Origin of the sequence: Leifsonia sp. NPDC058248 (genome assembly GCF_042881905.1) — a bacterium.
Taxonomy (GTDB): Bacteria; Actinomycetota; Actinomycetes; order Actinomycetales; family Microbacteriaceae; genus Leifsonia.
Genome location: NZ_JBHVXB010000002.1, coordinates 120,547 through 135,601 on the forward strand (window position 1 = coordinate 120,547; position 15,055 = coordinate 135,601).

The 15,055-nt window shown below is 68.5% G+C and carries 15 protein-coding genes; 11 read left to right on the top strand and 4 right to left on the bottom strand.

Going from position 1 to position 15,055, the window contains the following annotated elements; all coding sequences use genetic code 11:
- Nucleotides 1–53: 53 nt before the first annotated feature.
- Nucleotides 54–941: an NAD-dependent epimerase/dehydratase family protein gene (locus ACFVV5_RS03670; RefSeq protein WP_387239136.1), complete on the bottom strand. Its 888-nt coding sequence runs from the start codon at nucleotides 939–941 to the stop codon at nucleotides 54–56.
- A 128-nt stretch (nucleotides 942–1,069) separates the two neighbouring features.
- Between ACFVV5_RS03670 and ACFVV5_RS03675 the strand changes: the two genes are divergently transcribed.
- Both ACFVV5_RS03675 and lepA read left to right on the top strand, forming a co-directional pair.
- Nucleotides 1,070–2,308, top strand: coding sequence for an amidohydrolase (locus ACFVV5_RS03675; RefSeq protein WP_387239139.1), 1,239 nt, complete (start codon nucleotides 1,070–1,072; stop codon nucleotides 2,306–2,308).
- 36 nt (nucleotides 2,309–2,344) lie between these two features.
- Nucleotides 2,345–4,198, top strand: coding sequence for a translation elongation factor 4 (lepA, locus tag ACFVV5_RS03680; protein ID WP_387239142.1), 1,854 nt, complete (start codon nucleotides 2,345–2,347; stop codon nucleotides 4,196–4,198).
- Between the two features lie 19 nt (nucleotides 4,199–4,217).
- Here the strand turns inward: lepA and ACFVV5_RS03685 are convergent, their stop codons facing one another.
- Nucleotides 4,218–5,351 (bottom strand): hypothetical protein, encoded by a 1,134-nt coding sequence (locus tag ACFVV5_RS03685; protein WP_387239145.1) that lies wholly within the window; start codon nucleotides 5,349–5,351, stop codon nucleotides 4,218–4,220.
- A 127-nt stretch (nucleotides 5,352–5,478) separates the two neighbouring features.
- On the opposite strand from ACFVV5_RS03685, the gene ACFVV5_RS03690 reads away from it, so the two are divergent.
- On the top strand, nucleotides 5,479–6,126 hold the full coding sequence (locus tag ACFVV5_RS03690; protein WP_387239148.1) for a DUF1990 family protein: 648 nt from the start codon (nucleotides 5,479–5,481) through the stop codon (nucleotides 6,124–6,126).
- A 1-nt stretch (nucleotide 6,127) separates the two neighbouring features.
- Nucleotides 6,128–7,357, top strand: coding sequence for a radical SAM family heme chaperone HemW (hemW, locus tag ACFVV5_RS03695; RefSeq protein ID WP_387239151.1), 1,230 nt, complete (start codon nucleotides 6,128–6,130; stop codon nucleotides 7,355–7,357).
- Nucleotides 7,358–7,390: 33 nt separating this feature from the next.
- On the opposite strand, the gene ACFVV5_RS03700 is transcribed toward hemW, so the two are convergent.
- Nucleotides 7,391–7,774 (bottom strand): DUF4870 domain-containing protein, encoded by a 384-nt coding sequence (locus ACFVV5_RS03700; protein WP_387239154.1) that lies wholly within the window; start codon nucleotides 7,772–7,774, stop codon nucleotides 7,391–7,393.
- A 162-nt stretch (nucleotides 7,775–7,936) separates the two neighbouring features.
- Nucleotides 7,937–8,395 carry a DUF4870 domain-containing protein gene (locus ACFVV5_RS03705; RefSeq protein ID WP_387239158.1) on the bottom strand — a complete coding sequence of 153 codons (459 nt, stop codon included), beginning with the start codon at nucleotides 8,393–8,395 and terminating at the stop codon, nucleotides 7,937–7,939.
- A gap of 209 nt (nucleotides 8,396–8,604) precedes the next feature.
- On the opposite strand from ACFVV5_RS03705, the gene hrcA reads away from it, so the two are divergent.
- The 7 genes from hrcA (at nucleotide 8,605) to ybeY (ending at nucleotide 15,051) form a co-directional block, all read left to right on the top strand.
- On the top strand, nucleotides 8,605–9,624 hold the full coding sequence (gene hrcA / locus ACFVV5_RS03710) for a heat-inducible transcriptional repressor HrcA (protein ID WP_387239161.1): 1,020 nt from the start codon (nucleotides 8,605–8,607) through the stop codon (nucleotides 9,622–9,624).
- Nucleotides 9,625–9,651: 27 nt separating this feature from the next.
- Nucleotides 9,652–10,761 carry a molecular chaperone DnaJ gene (gene dnaJ / locus ACFVV5_RS03715; RefSeq protein WP_387239164.1) on the top strand — a complete coding sequence of 370 codons (1,110 nt, stop codon included), beginning with the start codon at nucleotides 9,652–9,654 and terminating at the stop codon, nucleotides 10,759–10,761.
- 7 nt (nucleotides 10,762–10,768) lie between these two features.
- Nucleotides 10,769–11,497 (top strand): 16S rRNA (uracil(1498)-N(3))-methyltransferase, encoded by a 729-nt coding sequence (locus ACFVV5_RS03720; RefSeq protein WP_387239167.1) that lies wholly within the window; start codon nucleotides 10,769–10,771, stop codon nucleotides 11,495–11,497.
- A 140-nt stretch (nucleotides 11,498–11,637) separates the two neighbouring features.
- Complete coding sequence (locus ACFVV5_RS03725; RefSeq protein WP_387239170.1) at nucleotides 11,638–12,870, top strand: DUF222 domain-containing protein; 1,233 nt, start codon at nucleotides 11,638–11,640, stop codon at nucleotides 12,868–12,870.
- Nucleotides 12,871–13,148: 278 nt separating this feature from the next.
- Nucleotides 13,149–13,502, top strand: coding sequence for a histidine triad nucleotide-binding protein (locus ACFVV5_RS03730; protein ID WP_387239173.1), 354 nt, complete (start codon nucleotides 13,149–13,151; stop codon nucleotides 13,500–13,502).
- A complete protein-coding gene (locus ACFVV5_RS03735) occupies nucleotides 13,492–14,577 on the top strand; it encodes a PhoH family protein (protein WP_387239176.1) in 1,086 nt (361 codons plus the stop codon). The genes ACFVV5_RS03730 and ACFVV5_RS03735 overlap by 11 nt, the downstream gene beginning before the upstream one ends.
- 12 nt (nucleotides 14,578–14,589) lie before the next feature.
- Complete coding sequence (gene ybeY / locus ACFVV5_RS03740) at nucleotides 14,590–15,051, top strand: rRNA maturation RNase YbeY (protein ID WP_387239179.1); 462 nt, start codon at nucleotides 14,590–14,592, stop codon at nucleotides 15,049–15,051.
- Nucleotides 15,052–15,055 lie beyond the last annotated feature (4 nt).

Below are 15,055 nucleotides of genomic sequence, written 5' to 3' on the forward strand. Positions count from 1 at the left end.
AGCCAACAAACAACTTTACCAGCGCGGGACCCTCAGACCAAACGCGCCCGCGATCAGGCGGCCGCGCCCTCGCGCGACGCGTACGAGCCGGACGTGAGCTCCTCCACCAGCGACGGGCCGTTCGGCTCCCAGCCGAGGTCGATCCGTGCCTTCGAACCGCTCGCCTCCTGGTCGAGCAGCAGGGCGTCGGCGAAGGCTCCGCCGAGGCGCTTGCGCGACTCGTCGTCCGACTCCGCCTCGACAGCCGCGATGCCGGCCGCCTCGGCCGCCGCTTCGCTGAGCTCGCGTACCGTCGGGTTGGTTCCGTTCGCACCGATGTAGACCGCACCGGCGTCCCCGTTCTCGAAGGCGAGCACGTAGAGTGCGGCCAGGTCGTCCACGTGCACGGTCGCCCAGTGCTGCGAACCGTCGCCGATCGTCCGGAGCGCTGCACGCGCTCCCTCGCCGCGCGGGGCATCCACGATGACGTTCGGAATCCCGGTCCCCCGGCCGTAGACGATGGACGGCACGACCACGGCAGTCCGGATGCCGTCGACCGCGAGCACGCGGGCCTCGGTCGCGCCGCGCCATGCCGTGATCGCGGGCGGGTCGGCGGGGGAGTCGCCAGTGATGTCGGCGTTCGAGCCGTAGCTCCAGATGCCGCCGGTGTGCACGAACGGCTTGCCGCTGCCTTCCAGGCCCCGGAGGACCGCCTCGATGAAGACGGGGTCCAGGTCCTCGGCCGAGGCCAGGTGGATCACGCCGTCGCTCTCGCGTGCCGCCCGGGCGATGAGATCGCTGTCGGTGGCATCGCCGATCAGGGCGGTGGCTCCAGCGTCTTCCACAGTGTCCGCCTTGGCGCGGTCGCGCACGAGGGCCGTCACGCTGTAGCCCTCGTCGAGGAGACGGGAGAGGACGGAAGATCCGATGAATCCGGTCGCGCCGGTCAGGAGAATGCTCATGCTGTCATCCAACGCGAACGATCGCGCTCCATTCCCGACCTGCCGCCCCGGACAGCCGATTCCACCTCCCGCCCCGTTCCGCCCAGGTGGTTGCTCCGTGTGAACTTCCCGGGCGTAGGCTCGAATGCATGAAGACCACTGCAGCCGTCGCCATCGTCAACGCCTACATCGTCCCCGTCGCCGGGGATCCCATCGAGAACGGAACGGTCCTCATCCAGAACGGCCGGATCACCGCGGTCGGCACGGATGTGCAGGTTCCGGCGGGGGTCGAGAGCGTCGACGCCACCGGCAAGTGGGTGCTGCCCGGCTTCATCGAGTCGCACGGTCACGTGGGCATCCACGAAGAGGCCAACGGTCCCGCCGGCGACGACACCAACGAGATGACCGTTCCGAACACCGCCGCCGTCCGCGCGATCGACGCCGTCAACATCGACGACGAAGGATTCCGGGACGCGCTCTCCGGGGGCGTCACCTCCATCGTGGTCAAGCCCGGCTCCGGCAACCCCATCGGCGGGCAGACGGTCGCGATCAAGTCGTGGGGCGGCCGGACCATCGACGAGCAGGTCATCCGCGAGGCCGTGAGCGTGAAATCGGCCCTCGGCGAGAACCCGAAGCGCGTCTACGGCGCGAAGAACGTGACCCCGAGCACCCGCCTCGGTGTCGCCATGATCATCCGCGAGGCGTTCGTCGAGGCGCAGAACTACCGCGCGCTGCGCGACGACGCGATCTCCGAGGGCAAGCCGTTCGCCTGTGACCTGGGAAAGGAGACCCTGGTGCGCGTCCTCGACGGCGAGCTCGCCTGGGACCAGCACACCCACCGCCACGACGACATCGCCACGGCCATCCGCCTCGCCGACGAGTTCGGCTACCGCCTGGTCATCAACCACGGCACCGAGGCGCACAAGATCGCCGATGTGCTCGCCGAGCGCGACATCCCGGTCATCTTCGGCCCGATGTTCACCTCGCGTTCGAAGGTGGAGCTGCGGGACCGCGCCATCGCCAACCTCGGCAAGCTCGCCGCTGCGGGCGTCCGCGTCGCGATCACCACCGATCACCCCGTCGTTCCGGTCAACTTCCTGGTGCACCAGGCCTCGCTCGCCGTGAAGGAAGGGCTGCCGCGCGAGACCGCACTCGAGGCCCTCACGGTGAACCCCGCCGCCTTCCTCAGGCTCGACGACCGCGTCGGCTCGCTCACCCCGGGCCTCGACGGAGACGTCGTCGTCTGGTCGGGCGACCCGCTCGACGTGAACTCGCGGGCGGAGCGCGTCTTCATCGAAGGAGCCGAGGTGTACCGCTGGGTCGGCGACCACGGCGAGGTCGTGGAGCGCTCCGAGCGTTTCGAACGGGACCTCTCCGACGCCGAGTAGGGAAGCACCCCTCCCGCATGGGAGAATTGCCCCACAATGTCACCACGAGCTCTGAAGGCCCTCGAGCCCGCCGCGACCGATCCGGCGTTCATCCGAAATTTCTGCATCATCGCCCACATCGACCACGGCAAATCGACGCTGGCCGACCGGATGCTGCAGATCACCGGCGTCGTCTCCGACCGCGACATGCGCGCGCAGTACCTCGACCGCATGGACATCGAGCGTGAGCGGGGCATCACGATCAAGAGCCAGGCGGTCCGGATGCCGTGGGCGGACGACGCCGCCCAGCCGTACGTCCTGAACATGATCGACACGCCGGGGCACGTCGACTTCACCTATGAGGTGTCGCGCTCGCTCGCCGCGTGCGAGGGTGCCATCCTGCTGGTCGACGCCGCCCAGGGCATCGAGGCGCAGACGCTCGCCAACCTGTACCTGGCGCTCGAGAACGATCTGACGATCATCCCGGTGCTCAACAAGATCGACCTGCCGGCGGCGGACCCGGACAAGTACGCCGCCGAGCTCGCCAGCCTCATCGGCGGCCGGCCGGAGGACGTCCTGCGCGTCTCGGGCAAGACCGGCATGGGGGTCGAAGCGCTCCTCGACCGCGTCGTCGAACTCATCCCCGCGCCCGTCGGCGCGAAAGACGCCCCGGCGCGAGCGATGATCTTCGACTCGGTGTACGACAGCTACCGCGGCGTCGTCACCTACGTGCGAATGATCGACGGCAAACTGTCGCCGCGGGAGCGCATCCAGATGATGTCGACCAGGGCGACCCACGAGATCCTCGAGATCGGTGTGAGCTCGCCCGAGCCGACCCCGTCCAAGGGCCTCGGTGTCGGTGAGGTCGGCTACCTGATCACCGGCGTGAAGGATGTGCGCCAGTCGAAGGTCGGTGACACGATCACCACCGCGGCCAAGCCCGCGACCGAAGCCCTCCCCGGCTACACCGAGCCTAAGCCGATGGTCTTCTCGGGGCTGTACCCGATCGACGGCAGCGACTATCCGGAACTGCGCGAAGCGCTCGACAAGCTCAAGCTCTCGGATGCTGCGCTCGTCTACGAACCGGAGACCTCGGTCGCCCTCGGCTTCGGTTTCCGCTGCGGCTTCCTCGGCCTGCTCCACCTTGAGATCGTGACCGAGCGACTGGAGCGCGAGTTCGGTCTCGACCTCATCACGACCGCGCCCAGCGTGATCTACGAGGTCACCACTGAGGACAAGAAGTCCATCACGGTCACCAACCCGAGCGAGTTCCCGGGCGGCAAGATCGCCAAGGTGGAGGAGCCGATGGTGAAGGCCGCCATCCTCGCGCCGAAGGACTATGTCGGCGTGATCATGGAGCTCTGCCAGAGCCGTCGCGGCGCACTGCTAGGCATGGAGTACCTCGGTGAGGACCGTGTCGAGATCCGCTACACGATGCCGCTCGGCGAGATCGTGTTCGACTTCTTCGACCAGCTGAAGAGCCGTACCGCCGGTTACGCGTCGCTCGACTACGAGCCCGCCGGCGAGCAGGAGGCCGACCTGGTCAAGGTCGACATCCTGCTGCAGGGGGAGCAGGTCGACGCCTTCAGCGCGATCGTGCATCGCGACAAGGCGTACGCCTACGGTGTGCTGATGACCGGCCGCCTGCGCGAGCTGATCCCGCGCCAGCAGTTCGAGGTGCCGATCCAGGCCGCCATCGGGGCGCGGATCATCGCTCGCGAGAGCATCCGGGCCATGCGCAAGGACGTGCTCGCCAAGTGTTACGGCGGCGACATCACCCGCAAGCGCAAGCTCCTCGAGAAGCAGAAGGAGGGCAAGAAGCGCATGAAGATGGTCGGGCGTGTCGAGGTCCCCCAGGAGGCGTTCATCGCGGCGCTCTCCGGCGACACGGAGAAGAAGGACAAGAAGTAGCCGCGGTACCGAGGCTGCGTCAGCCGGCCGCGCCGGCTGCCGCGATGGCCGCGAGGATCGCATGGCGCTCCGGTGCGGAGGGACGATTCGAGACCGTGACCAGCGCGTGATCGATGTAGCCCTCGGTCCAGCACTGGGCGGCATCGGCTGCGACGCAGCTGTCGCGGGCCGAGACGACGCCCGGGATGGTCACGGCGACCGGCGTGGTCGCGTCCGACGTGTAGACCACCGGCGCTGAGGCGTCTGCGCCGGGGACGACGTTCACCGTCCCGCTGCTGCAGGCGAACCCTCCGGACTGCACCACGGCAGCGCGGAACACCGGATCGTAGGCGTCCGTCGATTCGAGGCGTTGCTTCACGTGGTCGGACCGGGTGGACGGAACGATCGTGCGAACCGCGTCATCGATCACGGAACAGTCTCCCGGAGACTGCCAGCGCGACGTCGGCTGGTGCTGTGCCGACACGAGCGGCCCGGCAGCGGCCACCACAGCGATCGACGAGTGGATGATCGACTCGAGCCTCGCCCTGAACAACGAGGAGGTCCCAGCGGAGACGTCACTGCTGGACTCGTGGGCCGAGATCCACGTGGTGCCGGACAGCGTCTCGATGTCGCAGGACCGGCCGTCCCCGTTCGAGCAGCCTCCGACCGAGCGCGTTCCCTCAGCGAGCTCGTCGAAGGTGGCGATGTCGTACACCTTCGACCTCGTCGCGGAATCGAAGGACGCTGCAGCATCCGGCAGCACAGCGACGCGCAGGTAGTGGAGGTACGAGGGCGGATCCCCCCACTCGCAGTCGAAATAGCCGGCCCGCAGCGCAGCGAGCACGGTCGTCGCCGATGGCGGGTTCACCGCGGACAGGAAGACCGCTCGCGTGTTCGGCAGGGCGCCGTCCGCAGGTGGCGCGATCGTGTAGCCGATGGGCGCCTGGAGAACGAGAGCCGGATCGACGCGGGCGAGCGTCGAGGACGGGACGAGCGAGGCGCAGGTGGGATAGCTCGGTTCAGGGGACGGGGTCGACGCCACGGGCGCAGCCGGTGCCTGCTGCGTCGCCTGGGCCGCTGGGGCCGAAGCGGACGCCTGTGGCGTGCATCCGGTGAGCGCGAGCACGGCGCACAGCGACGAGACCGCAACCGCTGTTCGTCTCCGAACGCCCATCACCACCCCTTTCCCGCGCCGCTCGCGCGGGTCTGGGCACACAGTATCCGAGCCGGAGGGCCCGGCACAGAGAGCGGGCGCCCCCCAAAGTGAGGTGAGCTGCATCAGACTCTCGTAAAGTTGAGGCATGCGACGCTCCACGTTCACCGATCAGCCCGTCACGTACGGCGCGGTGGGCGGCACCCAGGCGGCCGACCTCCTCTACTACCCGCCGAAGGGCTACCGGCCGATCGAACGGCAGGCGCGGCTCGGCAGCGGCGACGAGCGGTTCAAGACCGCGGTGAGCGCGCTGATGACGTGGGGGGTGCAGCGCGGCAGCGGCATCCGGGTCACCGAGGCGCAGGAGGGGACGGGCGTCCAGTACGAGGGCGTGATCTTCAATCCCGACGGCACTCCGGCCAAGCTGCAGGAGCACCGGCAGGCCGAGGCGGTGTTCGCGGACGACGGCTCGCCCTACATCGTCAACGGGATGACCGCTGTGCTGAAAATCCCGTTCTGGCCGCTGAAGGTGTCGGCGCCCATCCGGGTCGTCTACGTGATCGACGAGCAGAATCGGGTCGGGTTCGCATACGGGACTCTTCACGGGCATCCGGAGAGCGGCGAAGAGGCGTTCATCGTCGAGCGGCGCGACGACGGTTCCGTGTGGTTCGTGCTGCGGGCGTTCTCGCAGCCGGCGAACGGCTTCTTCCGGGCGACGTCGCCGATCCTGCGGCTGGTGCAGCGCCATTACACCGCCAAATACCTGCGCTCGCTCCTTCCCGTGCGGTCGGTCTGACGTGCCCGGTGCTCTGCCGCTGGGCGATCCGGCACCCGCCGACGGCCTCCTCCCGGCCTCCACGCTCGACGATGCGAGCAGGCGCAACTTCGGCGTCTACCTGCACGTGCCGTTCTGCCGCGTGCGCTGCGGATACTGCGACTTCAACACGTACACCTCCACCGAACTGCGCGGCGTCTCGCAGAGCGACTACGCGAGCCACGCCATCCATGAGGTGGGGTTCGCCGCCGGCGCACTGACGGCCAGCGGACTGCCGCAACGTCCCGTCTCCACCGTCTTCTTCGGGGGCGGGACCCCGACCATGCTGCCCTCGACCGACCTGACCCGGATGCTCGGAGCGGTCGTCGACGCCTGGGGTCTGGCCCCCGGGGCCGAGGTCACCACTGAGGCCAATCCCGACTCGGTCGACGCGGAGTACCTCCTCCGGCTCGCCGACGCCGGTTTCACGCGGGTCTCGTTCGGGATGCAGTCGGCCGTGCCGCACGTGCTCGCGACCCTCGAGCGCACTCACGACCCCGAGCGCGTGCCGCTCGTCGTGCAGTGGGCGCGTGACGCCGGTCTGCAGGTCAGCCTCGACCTCATCTACGGGACGCCGGGGGAGTCGCTCGACGACTGGTCACGCTCGCTCGCTGCCGCGATCGCGTGCGCTCCCGACCACCTCTCGGCCTACTCGCTGATCGTCGAACCCGGGACCAAGCTGGCGCGGCAGATCAAGTCCGGCGTCGTGCCCGAGCCCGACGAAGACCTGCAGGCCGACATGTACGAACTGGCGGATGCGCGCCTCGCCGACGCCGGCTACGGCTGGTACGAGGTGAGCAACTGGGCGACCGACGACGCGCACCGCTCCCGTCACAACCTCGCGTACTGGCAGGGCCACGACTGGTGGGGCGTCGGGCCCGGTGCGCACAGCCATGTGGGCGGCGTGCGCTGGTGGAACGTCAAGCATCCGGCGGCCTACGCCGGGCGCATCCTCGCGGGAGAGTCTCCCGCGGCCGGACGCGAGACGCTCGACGCCGAGACGCAGCGGGTGGAGCGCGTGCTGCTGCTCACGCGCATCCGGGACGGCCTGTCGACGGGCGAGCTCGACGGGCGCGGGCGCACCGCCGTCGCGGGTCTCATCGCCGACGGTCTGGTAGACGCGAGAGCCGCCCTGCGCGGATCGGTGGAGCTGACCCTGCGCGGGCGGCTTCTGGCGGACGCCGTGGTGCGACGCCTGCTGGCCGACGACTGACGCGTCTTCGACGAGGTCGTCGCCGGCCGGCGGCTAGCTGACGAACTTGATGGCGACCGGGTAGGTGTAGAACTGTCCCTGGTTCGCCTTGACCGCCGCGATGATGCTGAAGACGATGTTGATCACCCAGGCGGCGAGCAGGATGAACAGGCCGACGAAGACGATCGACAGGATCCAGCCGACGACGTACGCGATGAAGATCGTGATCTGGAAGTTGAGCGCGGTCGCGGTGTGCGTGCGCACGAACGGGCCCTTGTCTTTGAGCACGAGATATCCGATCAGCGCCGGAATCCAGTTGAACAGGATGCCGCCGATGTGCACGAGGGTCGCCCAGAGCTTCTCGTCGGAGGGACTGAGCTGCTGCGGGGCGCCGCCGTACGGGGCGCCGGGCGGGGGAGGCGGGGGCGTTGCGGACATTTTCACTCCTAGGCTGCGCCCGTGAACGGGCGGGTCGTGGACCTGTGTCGTCCCCAACTGTAGGCCCACAGCGTCGAAACTGAGAAGGTGCCGAGAGGATCGGGCCCTCTCGGCACCTCGCCGGATCAGCGCGTCAGCGCGCTGTGCGGTCAGTGCTTCGCGTCACTTGATGAAACGGAAGTTGACGGGGTAGCGGTAGGTTCCGCCGCTGTTGACGCGCACGAAACCGAGAATCGAGAACACCAGGTTCACGACGTACAGGATCCACGGGATGAGCGTGAGGAACACCCAGCCGACCGGCGTCAGGATGAGGGCGATGCCGAGGATGTACGACACGAGCCACACGATGAGCCAGGTGATCTGCCAGTTGAGGGCTTCCTTTGACTCCTGACGGGTCAGCTGACCGCGGTCCTTGAACACGAGGAAGATGATCAGCGAGGGGAGGATCCAGAGGATGCCGCCCAGGTGCGCGAACGAGGCCCACTGCTTGTCCTGGGCCGGGTCGAGCGGAGCGGCCGGCGCCGCGTAGGGCTGCTGCGGCTGCTGCGGCGGTTGCGGAGGCTGTTGCGGGGGGACTCCGCCGGAGTTCGGATCGATCGGAGGCTGGTTCTGGTCGCTCATGATCGGTGCCTTTCGTTCGAGATGGTTCGAAGCGAAACCGCTCGGCCGGCCGCGACCTGCCGATCAGTGCGAGCCGCGCTGTTGTGGCATCGCATGCATACGGTACTGCCGGGAATCTCGCAGGTGCAATGAATGTGACTGCGTGTCGGCGCGTTATGATTAGCACTCAGGATCAGCGAGTGCTAACACGTTTTCGGGAGGCGAGTCGGATGGTGTCTGATCGGAGCCTCGAAGTGCTTCGCGTCATCGTGCAGGACTACGTCGCGTCCCGTGAGCCGGTCGGCTCCAAGAGCATCGTCGAGCGGCACGCGTTCGGCGTCTCGGCCGCGACCATCCGCAACGACATGGCCGCGCTCGAAGAGGAAGAGCTGATCGTCGCACCGCACACGTCGTCCGGACGGGTGCCCACCGACAAGGGCTATCGCCTGTTCGTCGACCACCTGGCGGAGGTCCGGCCGCTGAGTCCGGCGCAGCGTCAGGCGATCGAGATGTTCCTCGGTCAGTCCATCGACCTCGACGATGTGCTCGCCCGCACGGTGAGACTGCTCTCGCAGCTGACCAACCAGGTGGCACTGGTCCAGTATCCGTCGATGACCCGCTCGCGCATCCGGCACATCGAGCTCGTGATGCTGGCGCCTCGCCGCCTGCTGAGCGTGCTCATCACCGACTCGGGCGCGGTGGAGCAGCGGACCATCGAGCTCGGCGCCGACCTGAGCGACGAAGACGTGGCCGAGATCCGCGGGGCGATCAACGGCGCCTCAGCGGGGCTCTCGCTCGGGGACGCCGCGAGCCGGCTCCGCGACCTCCCGGATGCTCTCACCGATCGCACCCGTGCGATGGTCCACCCCGTTGCGACCGCGCTCATCGACCAGATCGCCGCCAACCGCCAGGACAAGCTCGTCATGGCGGGCGCCGCCAACCTGGTGCGCACCGAGCACGATTTCACCGGGAGCATCTACCCGGTGCTGGAGGCCATCGAGGAGCAGGTCGTGCTGCTGAGGCTCTTCGGCGAGATGGCCACGGATCAACACGGCGTGGCCGTGAGCATCGGCCGGGAGAACGCCGCCTTCGGGCTGGCGGAGACCTCGATCCTGTCGAGCGGGTACACGTCGTCCGGCACGGACATCGCCCGCCTCGGAGTGCTCGGACCGCTTCGCATGGACTACTCCAACAACATGGCCGCCGTTCGCGCGGTCGCCCGTTACCTCTCCCGCCTGCTGGGCGAATAAGAAACGAACGAGAAGGAAAAGCCGTACGTGGCCGACCACTATGAAGTCCTGGGCGTTGAGCGCAACGCCACCCCCGACGAGATCAAGAAGGCGTACCGCCGTCTGGCCCGGGAACTGCATCCCGATGTGAATCCGAGCCCGGAGGCGTCCGAGCGGTTCAAGCAGGTCACCCACGCCTACGACGTGCTGAGCGACCCCAATCAGCGCGAGCAGTACGACCTCGGTCCGCAGCCCGGCTTCGGCGGGGCCGGTGGCGCCAACTTCGGCGGCTTCGGCGACATCTTCGAGACGTTCTTCGGAGGCGGCGGCGCCACCCGCGGACCCAAGTCGCGTCGCGAACGCGGCCAGGATGCGCTGCTCCGCGTCGAGGTCGAGCTCGACGAGGTCATCTTCGGCACCCACCGCGACCTCGAAGTCGACACCGCCATCGTCTGCGAGACGTGCAATGGCTCCTGCTGCCAGCCGGGCACGGCTCCCGTCACCTGCGATATCTGCCACGGCACCGGCAGCATCCAGCGCTCGGTCCGCTCGCTGCTCGGCAACGTCATGACGTCGAGCCCCTGCGGCACGTGCCGCGGCTACGGCACCGTCATCGCGACCCCGTGCGTCACCTGCCAGGGCCAGGGCCGAGTTCGCGCCCGCCGCACGGTGCCGGTCGACATCCCGGCCGGCGTCGACACCGGTCTGCGTCTGCAGATGCCGGGCAGCGGCGAGGCGGGCCCCGCGGGCGGCCCGAACGGCGACCTCTACCTCGAGATCAAGGTGAAGCACCACGACGTCTTCAGCCGCGACGGCGACGACCTCCTGTGCACGCTGGAGGTCTCGATGACGGATGCGATCCTCGGCACCACGGCGACCGTCAAGGCCCTCGACGGCGACATCTCCCTCGACCTCAAGGCCGGCGTTCAGAGCGCGGACATCCTCACCGTCAAGGATCGCGGGATCACGCACCTCCGCGGCAGCGGGCGGGGAGACCTGCGCGTGGGCATCCAGGTCGTGACGCCGACCAAGCTCGACCACAAGGAACGTGAGCTCATCAAGCAGTTCGCGGCGACCCACAAGCACGCCGACCCCAGCCTGGCGCATTTCCAGCAGGGCCTGTTCGCCAAGCTGCGCGACCGCTTCCTCAACGTCTGAGCGTCTCGTGAGCTCGCTGTACCTCCGCGAAGACCTCGAAGCCGTCGAGGTGGGCGCCCGCCTGTCCATCACCGGCGCCGAGGCCAAGCATGCGGCGACCGTCAACCGCACCCGGCCCGGGCAGACGGTGATGATCGGCAACGGCCGCGGCCTGGTTGCGACGGGCGAGGTCATCGACGCGACAGCGGCGGAACTCACCATCGACGTCGAGACCGTCCTGCGGGTCGACCGGCCGCAGCCGTCGATCACGCTGGTCCAGGCGCTGGCCAAGGGCGACCGCGACGAGCTCGCGATCCAGGCGTCGACCGAGCTGGGCGTCGACCGCGTGGTTCCATGGGCCGCATCACGCTCGGTCTCCCGCTGGGAGGGTGCCAAGGTCGCCAAGGGCCGCGAGCGCTGGTCGGCGATCGTGCGCGAGGCGGCGAAGCAGTCGATCCGCGCCTGGGTGCCCGAGGTCGGTGAGCTGGCCTCGACCAAGCAGGTCGCTGCACTGGGGGCGGACTCCCGGGTGCTGGTGCTCGAACCGGATGCGTCCACGCCGCTCACCGCGCTGGTTCCGGATGCTCGCCCGATCGTCCTCGTCGTCGGACCCGAAGGCGGAATCGCGCCGGCGGAGCTCGAGGCGCTGACGGCCGGCGGAGCGGAGCTGGTGCGACTGGGTGAGACCGTGCTGCGGACGTCGACGGCCGGTCCGGCGGCGCTGGCCGTGCTGAACGGTGCGCTCGGTCGGTGGTGAGGGTGGGTCGGTGGTGAGGCTGGGCCGGTGGTCGCCTCCTCCACAGGCGCGCTCCGGCTGGAGTTATCCACAGGGTTAAGTGCTGGTCAGGCGCTGTTTCTCATCGCCGAAATGTCGGTGGTCTGTGATTGACTCGATCTATGACTACCGATCGTGCGGCCCGCATGCGGGAGCTGCTTGCCGAATTCGCGGCACCGGCAGCGCTCGATCGCGACCAGCTGCTGGGCGCGCTGAGCGCCCTCGGCGAGCTCCAGGCCGAGCTCGATGCGGTGAAGGTCCGAATGAGCGGCGAGGTGTCGTTGCGCTCGGTCGTCGTCGGAGAGCAGAACCCTGTCACGCGCGCCGGGTACGCCGGCGTCGCGTCGCTGCTCGCCGAGCGGTGGCGCGTCAGTCTTCCCGCGGCCCGGCAGCTGTGTGCGGTCGGCGAGGCGGTCGCGTCGCGGATCTCCCTGGTCGGCGAAAGGCTCCCTGCGCGGTTTCCCGCCGTCTCCGAGGCGCTCGGGACTGACGTGCTCGGGGCTGACGTGCTCGGAGCCGAGGCGCCGCAGAGCGCGTTACGCGCCGAAGCCCCTCGACTCAGCGTGGAGGAGGCCGCGGTCATCGTGCGCGAACTGAACAGGGCGGCACCGAATTGCGGCGTTGACGAACTCGGTGAGGGCGAACGGCTCTTGGTCGACCATGCCGCCGAGCTGAGCGTGGCCGAGCTTCGTCTCCTCGCCGTTCATGTCAGGGATCGTCTGGATCAAGACGGCATCGAGCCGCGCGAAGAGCGACAGAAGCGTCGCCGCTCTCTCACGATCCGAACGATGGCAGACGGAATGACGCACGTCGACTGGTATCTCGATCCGGAGTCGGCGGGCTACGTCGTCGCGGCGATCGACGCCGTCGTCGGGCACGGTCTGCGCTCCGTCCGCTTTCAATCGGTCGGTTCGCAGGCGGTCGCCTTCCACGAGGAGGGGCCAGACGCGGCCGCTGACGTGCCGGACCCTCGCACGATCGCGCAGCACCGATCGGATGCCGGCGCCGAGGTGTTCCGGCATTTCGCGGGGTGCGCCGAGCGTGACGCACTGGGTGGTCCGGCTGTCACGATGGTCGTCCGCGTCGACCTCGAGACGCTCCGACACGGCACTGGCACGGCACAGCTAGACGGCGTTGCGTCGCCGGTCAGCGCAGGCGCCGCACGCCGGCTCGCAGCGGACGCGCGGGTGATCCCGGTCGTTCTCGGCGGTGCCAGCGAAGTCCTGGACCTCGGCCGCAGCTGCAGACTCTTCAGCAGGGCTCAGCGTCTGGCACTCGCCGAACGCGACGACGGATGTGCGTGGCCGGGATGCCCGCATCCTCCGCGCTACACCGAAGCCCATCACATCCGATAGTGGGAGGCGCACGCCGGTCCGACCGATCTGTCGAACGGGGTGCTCCTGTGCTCGAGCCATCATCACCGGGTCCATGACGACGGCTGGGATCTCGCGGTGCGCGACGCGGTGCCCTATTTCGTCCCGCCTGCGCACATCGACCCGCGGCGACGGCCGCGAGCAGGAGGCAGAATCCGGCTGCGCAGGATCGCGTGACGCGGCAGGGTGGAGATGTGACTTCGCCGAGGCAGTTCGCCGAGCGACCCCCACTCACGGAGCCGAACTCTAAGATAGAGGGTATGGAAACCGACCAGCGCTCCATCTTCGCGCGGATCATCGCCGGGGAGATCCCTGCCGACATCGTCTACGACGACGAGCACATCATCGCGTTCCGCGACGTCGCGCCCAAAGCACCGTTGCACCTGCTCGTGGTGCCCAAGACGGAGCAGTACCGAGATGTGGTCGAGCTGGCTGCCGGCGATCCGGCGCTGCTCGCCGAACTGGTCGCGGTCGCCGACCGGCTCGCCGACGAGCACGCCGACGGCGATTTCCGCCTGATCTTCAACACCGGGGCGGGAGCGGGACAGACCGTGTTCCACGTCCACGCCCACGTTCTGAGCGGACAGCTCGAGGAAGGAAGCCTTGCCGACTAGCGAATCAACGCCCCAGCGCAGCGAGGGGCAAGCCGAAGCGCGGTTCGACGTCGACGGCGTCGCCATGGTGCGGCTCCTCGGCCCGCAAGACCGGCTGCTCACGACGCTGGAGCGCCAGTACCCGCTGGTGAACGTGCACGTCCGCGGCAACGAGATCTCCCTCATCGGCGACCCCGCCCAGGTGGAGGCCGCACGCCGCCTCATCGAGGAACTGCTGCAGATGGTGCGCAACGGCCAGGAGATCAGCCCGGCCGAGGTCACCAGCTCGGCACGGATGCTCGACACCGACCTCAACCTGAGCCCGTCAGACGTGCTCAGCCAGGCCATCCTGACGGCGCGCGGCAAGAGCATCCGTCCCAAGACGCTCGGCCAGAAGCAGTACGTCGACGCCATCGACCACAACACGATCGTGTTCGGCATCGGCCCCGCCGGCACCGGAAAGACCTACCTCGCGATGGCCAAGGCCGTGCAGGCTCTGCAGCGCAAAGAGGTCAACCGCATCATCCTGACCCGGCCGGCGGTGGAGGCGGGGGAGCGGCTCGGCTACCTGCCCGGCACCCTGACCGACAAGATCGACCCCTACCTGCGGCCGCTCTACGACGCGCTCAACGAGATGATGGACCCCGACATCGTGCCCAAGCTTCTCGCGGCCGGCACCATCGAGGTGGCCCCGCTCGCGTACATGCGCGGTCGCACGCTGAACGACTCGTTCATCGTGCTCGACGAGGCGCAGAACACGACGCCCGAGCAGATGAAGATGTTCCTCACCCGCCTCGGCTTCGGCTCGCGCATGGTCGTCACGGGCGACATCACGCAGGTCGATCTGCCCACCGCGTCCAGCGGTCTGCGCCTGGTCACCCGGGTGCTCAAAGACATCGACGACATCTACTTCGCCCGCCTCACCAGCGACGACGTGGTGCGCCACACACTCGTCGGCCGCATCGTCGACGCCTACACGGAGTACGACGCCCAGAAGCAGGCCCTCCACTACGAGCGCGAACAGGCGGCCGAATTCGCCAACCGCGCCGAACGCCGTTCCGCCATCCCGCGCGACCGCTATCCCAAACGACGGTAAAGGCCGAGCCTCATGAGCATCGAAGTCAACAACGAGTCGGCCATCGAGGTCGACGAGTCCGCCCTGCAGCGTCTCGCCACCTACGCGTTCGACATCATGCACGTGCATCCGGATGCCGAACTCGCGATCGTCCTGGTCGACGAAGCCGCCATGGAACAGCTGCACGTGCAGTGGATGGACGAGCCCGGCCCGACCGACGTGCTCAGCTTCCCGATGGACGAACTCCGCCCCGGCACCGAAGACGAGCCGTCGCCCGCCGGTCTGCTCGGCGACGTCGTGCTCTGCCCGCAGGTCGCCCAGGCCCAGGCCGAGACCGCCGGGCACAGCCTGATGGAGGAACTGCTGCTGCTCACCACGCACGGCATCCTGCACCTGCTCGGCTTCGATCACGCCGAGCCCGCCGAAGAGCGGGAGATGTTCGGCATCCAGCGCGACATCCTCATCGGGTTCTCGCGCTACGACCGACAGCGCTAGGGGC

What these genes read in the sequence shown, in the direction of transcription:
- ACFVV5_RS03670 (WP_387239136.1), bottom strand. Translation starts at nt 941, where the DNA reads ATGAGCATTCTCCTGACCGGCGCGACCGGATTCATCGGATCTTCCGTC.
- ACFVV5_RS03675 (WP_387239139.1), top strand. Translation starts at nt 1,070, where the DNA reads ATGAAGACCACTGCAGCCGTCGCCATCGTCAACGCCTACATCGTCCCC.
- lepA (WP_387239142.1), top strand. Translation starts at nt 2,345, where the DNA reads ATGTCACCACGAGCTCTGAAGGCCCTCGAGCCCGCCGCGACCGATCCG.
- ACFVV5_RS03685 (WP_387239145.1), bottom strand. Translation starts at nt 5,351, where the DNA reads ATGGGCGTTCGGAGACGAACAGCGGTTGCGGTCTCGTCGCTGTGCGCC.
- ACFVV5_RS03690 (WP_387239148.1), top strand. Translation starts at nt 5,479, where the DNA reads ATGCGACGCTCCACGTTCACCGATCAGCCCGTCACGTACGGCGCGGTG.
- ACFVV5_RS03700 (WP_387239154.1), bottom strand. Translation starts at nt 7,774, where the DNA reads ATGTCCGCAACGCCCCCGCCTCCCCCGCCCGGCGCCCCGTACGGCGGC.
- ACFVV5_RS03705 (WP_387239158.1), bottom strand. Translation starts at nt 8,395, where the DNA reads ATGAGCGACCAGAACCAGCCTCCGATCGATCCGAACTCCGGCGGAGTC.
- hrcA (WP_387239161.1), top strand. Translation starts at nt 8,605, where the DNA reads ATGGTGTCTGATCGGAGCCTCGAAGTGCTTCGCGTCATCGTGCAGGAC.
- ACFVV5_RS03725 (WP_387239170.1), top strand. Translation starts at nt 11,638, where the DNA reads ATGACTACCGATCGTGCGGCCCGCATGCGGGAGCTGCTTGCCGAATTC.
- ACFVV5_RS03730 (WP_387239173.1), top strand. Translation starts at nt 13,149, where the DNA reads ATGGAAACCGACCAGCGCTCCATCTTCGCGCGGATCATCGCCGGGGAG.
- ybeY (WP_387239179.1), top strand. Translation starts at nt 14,590, where the DNA reads ATGAGCATCGAAGTCAACAACGAGTCGGCCATCGAGGTCGACGAGTCC.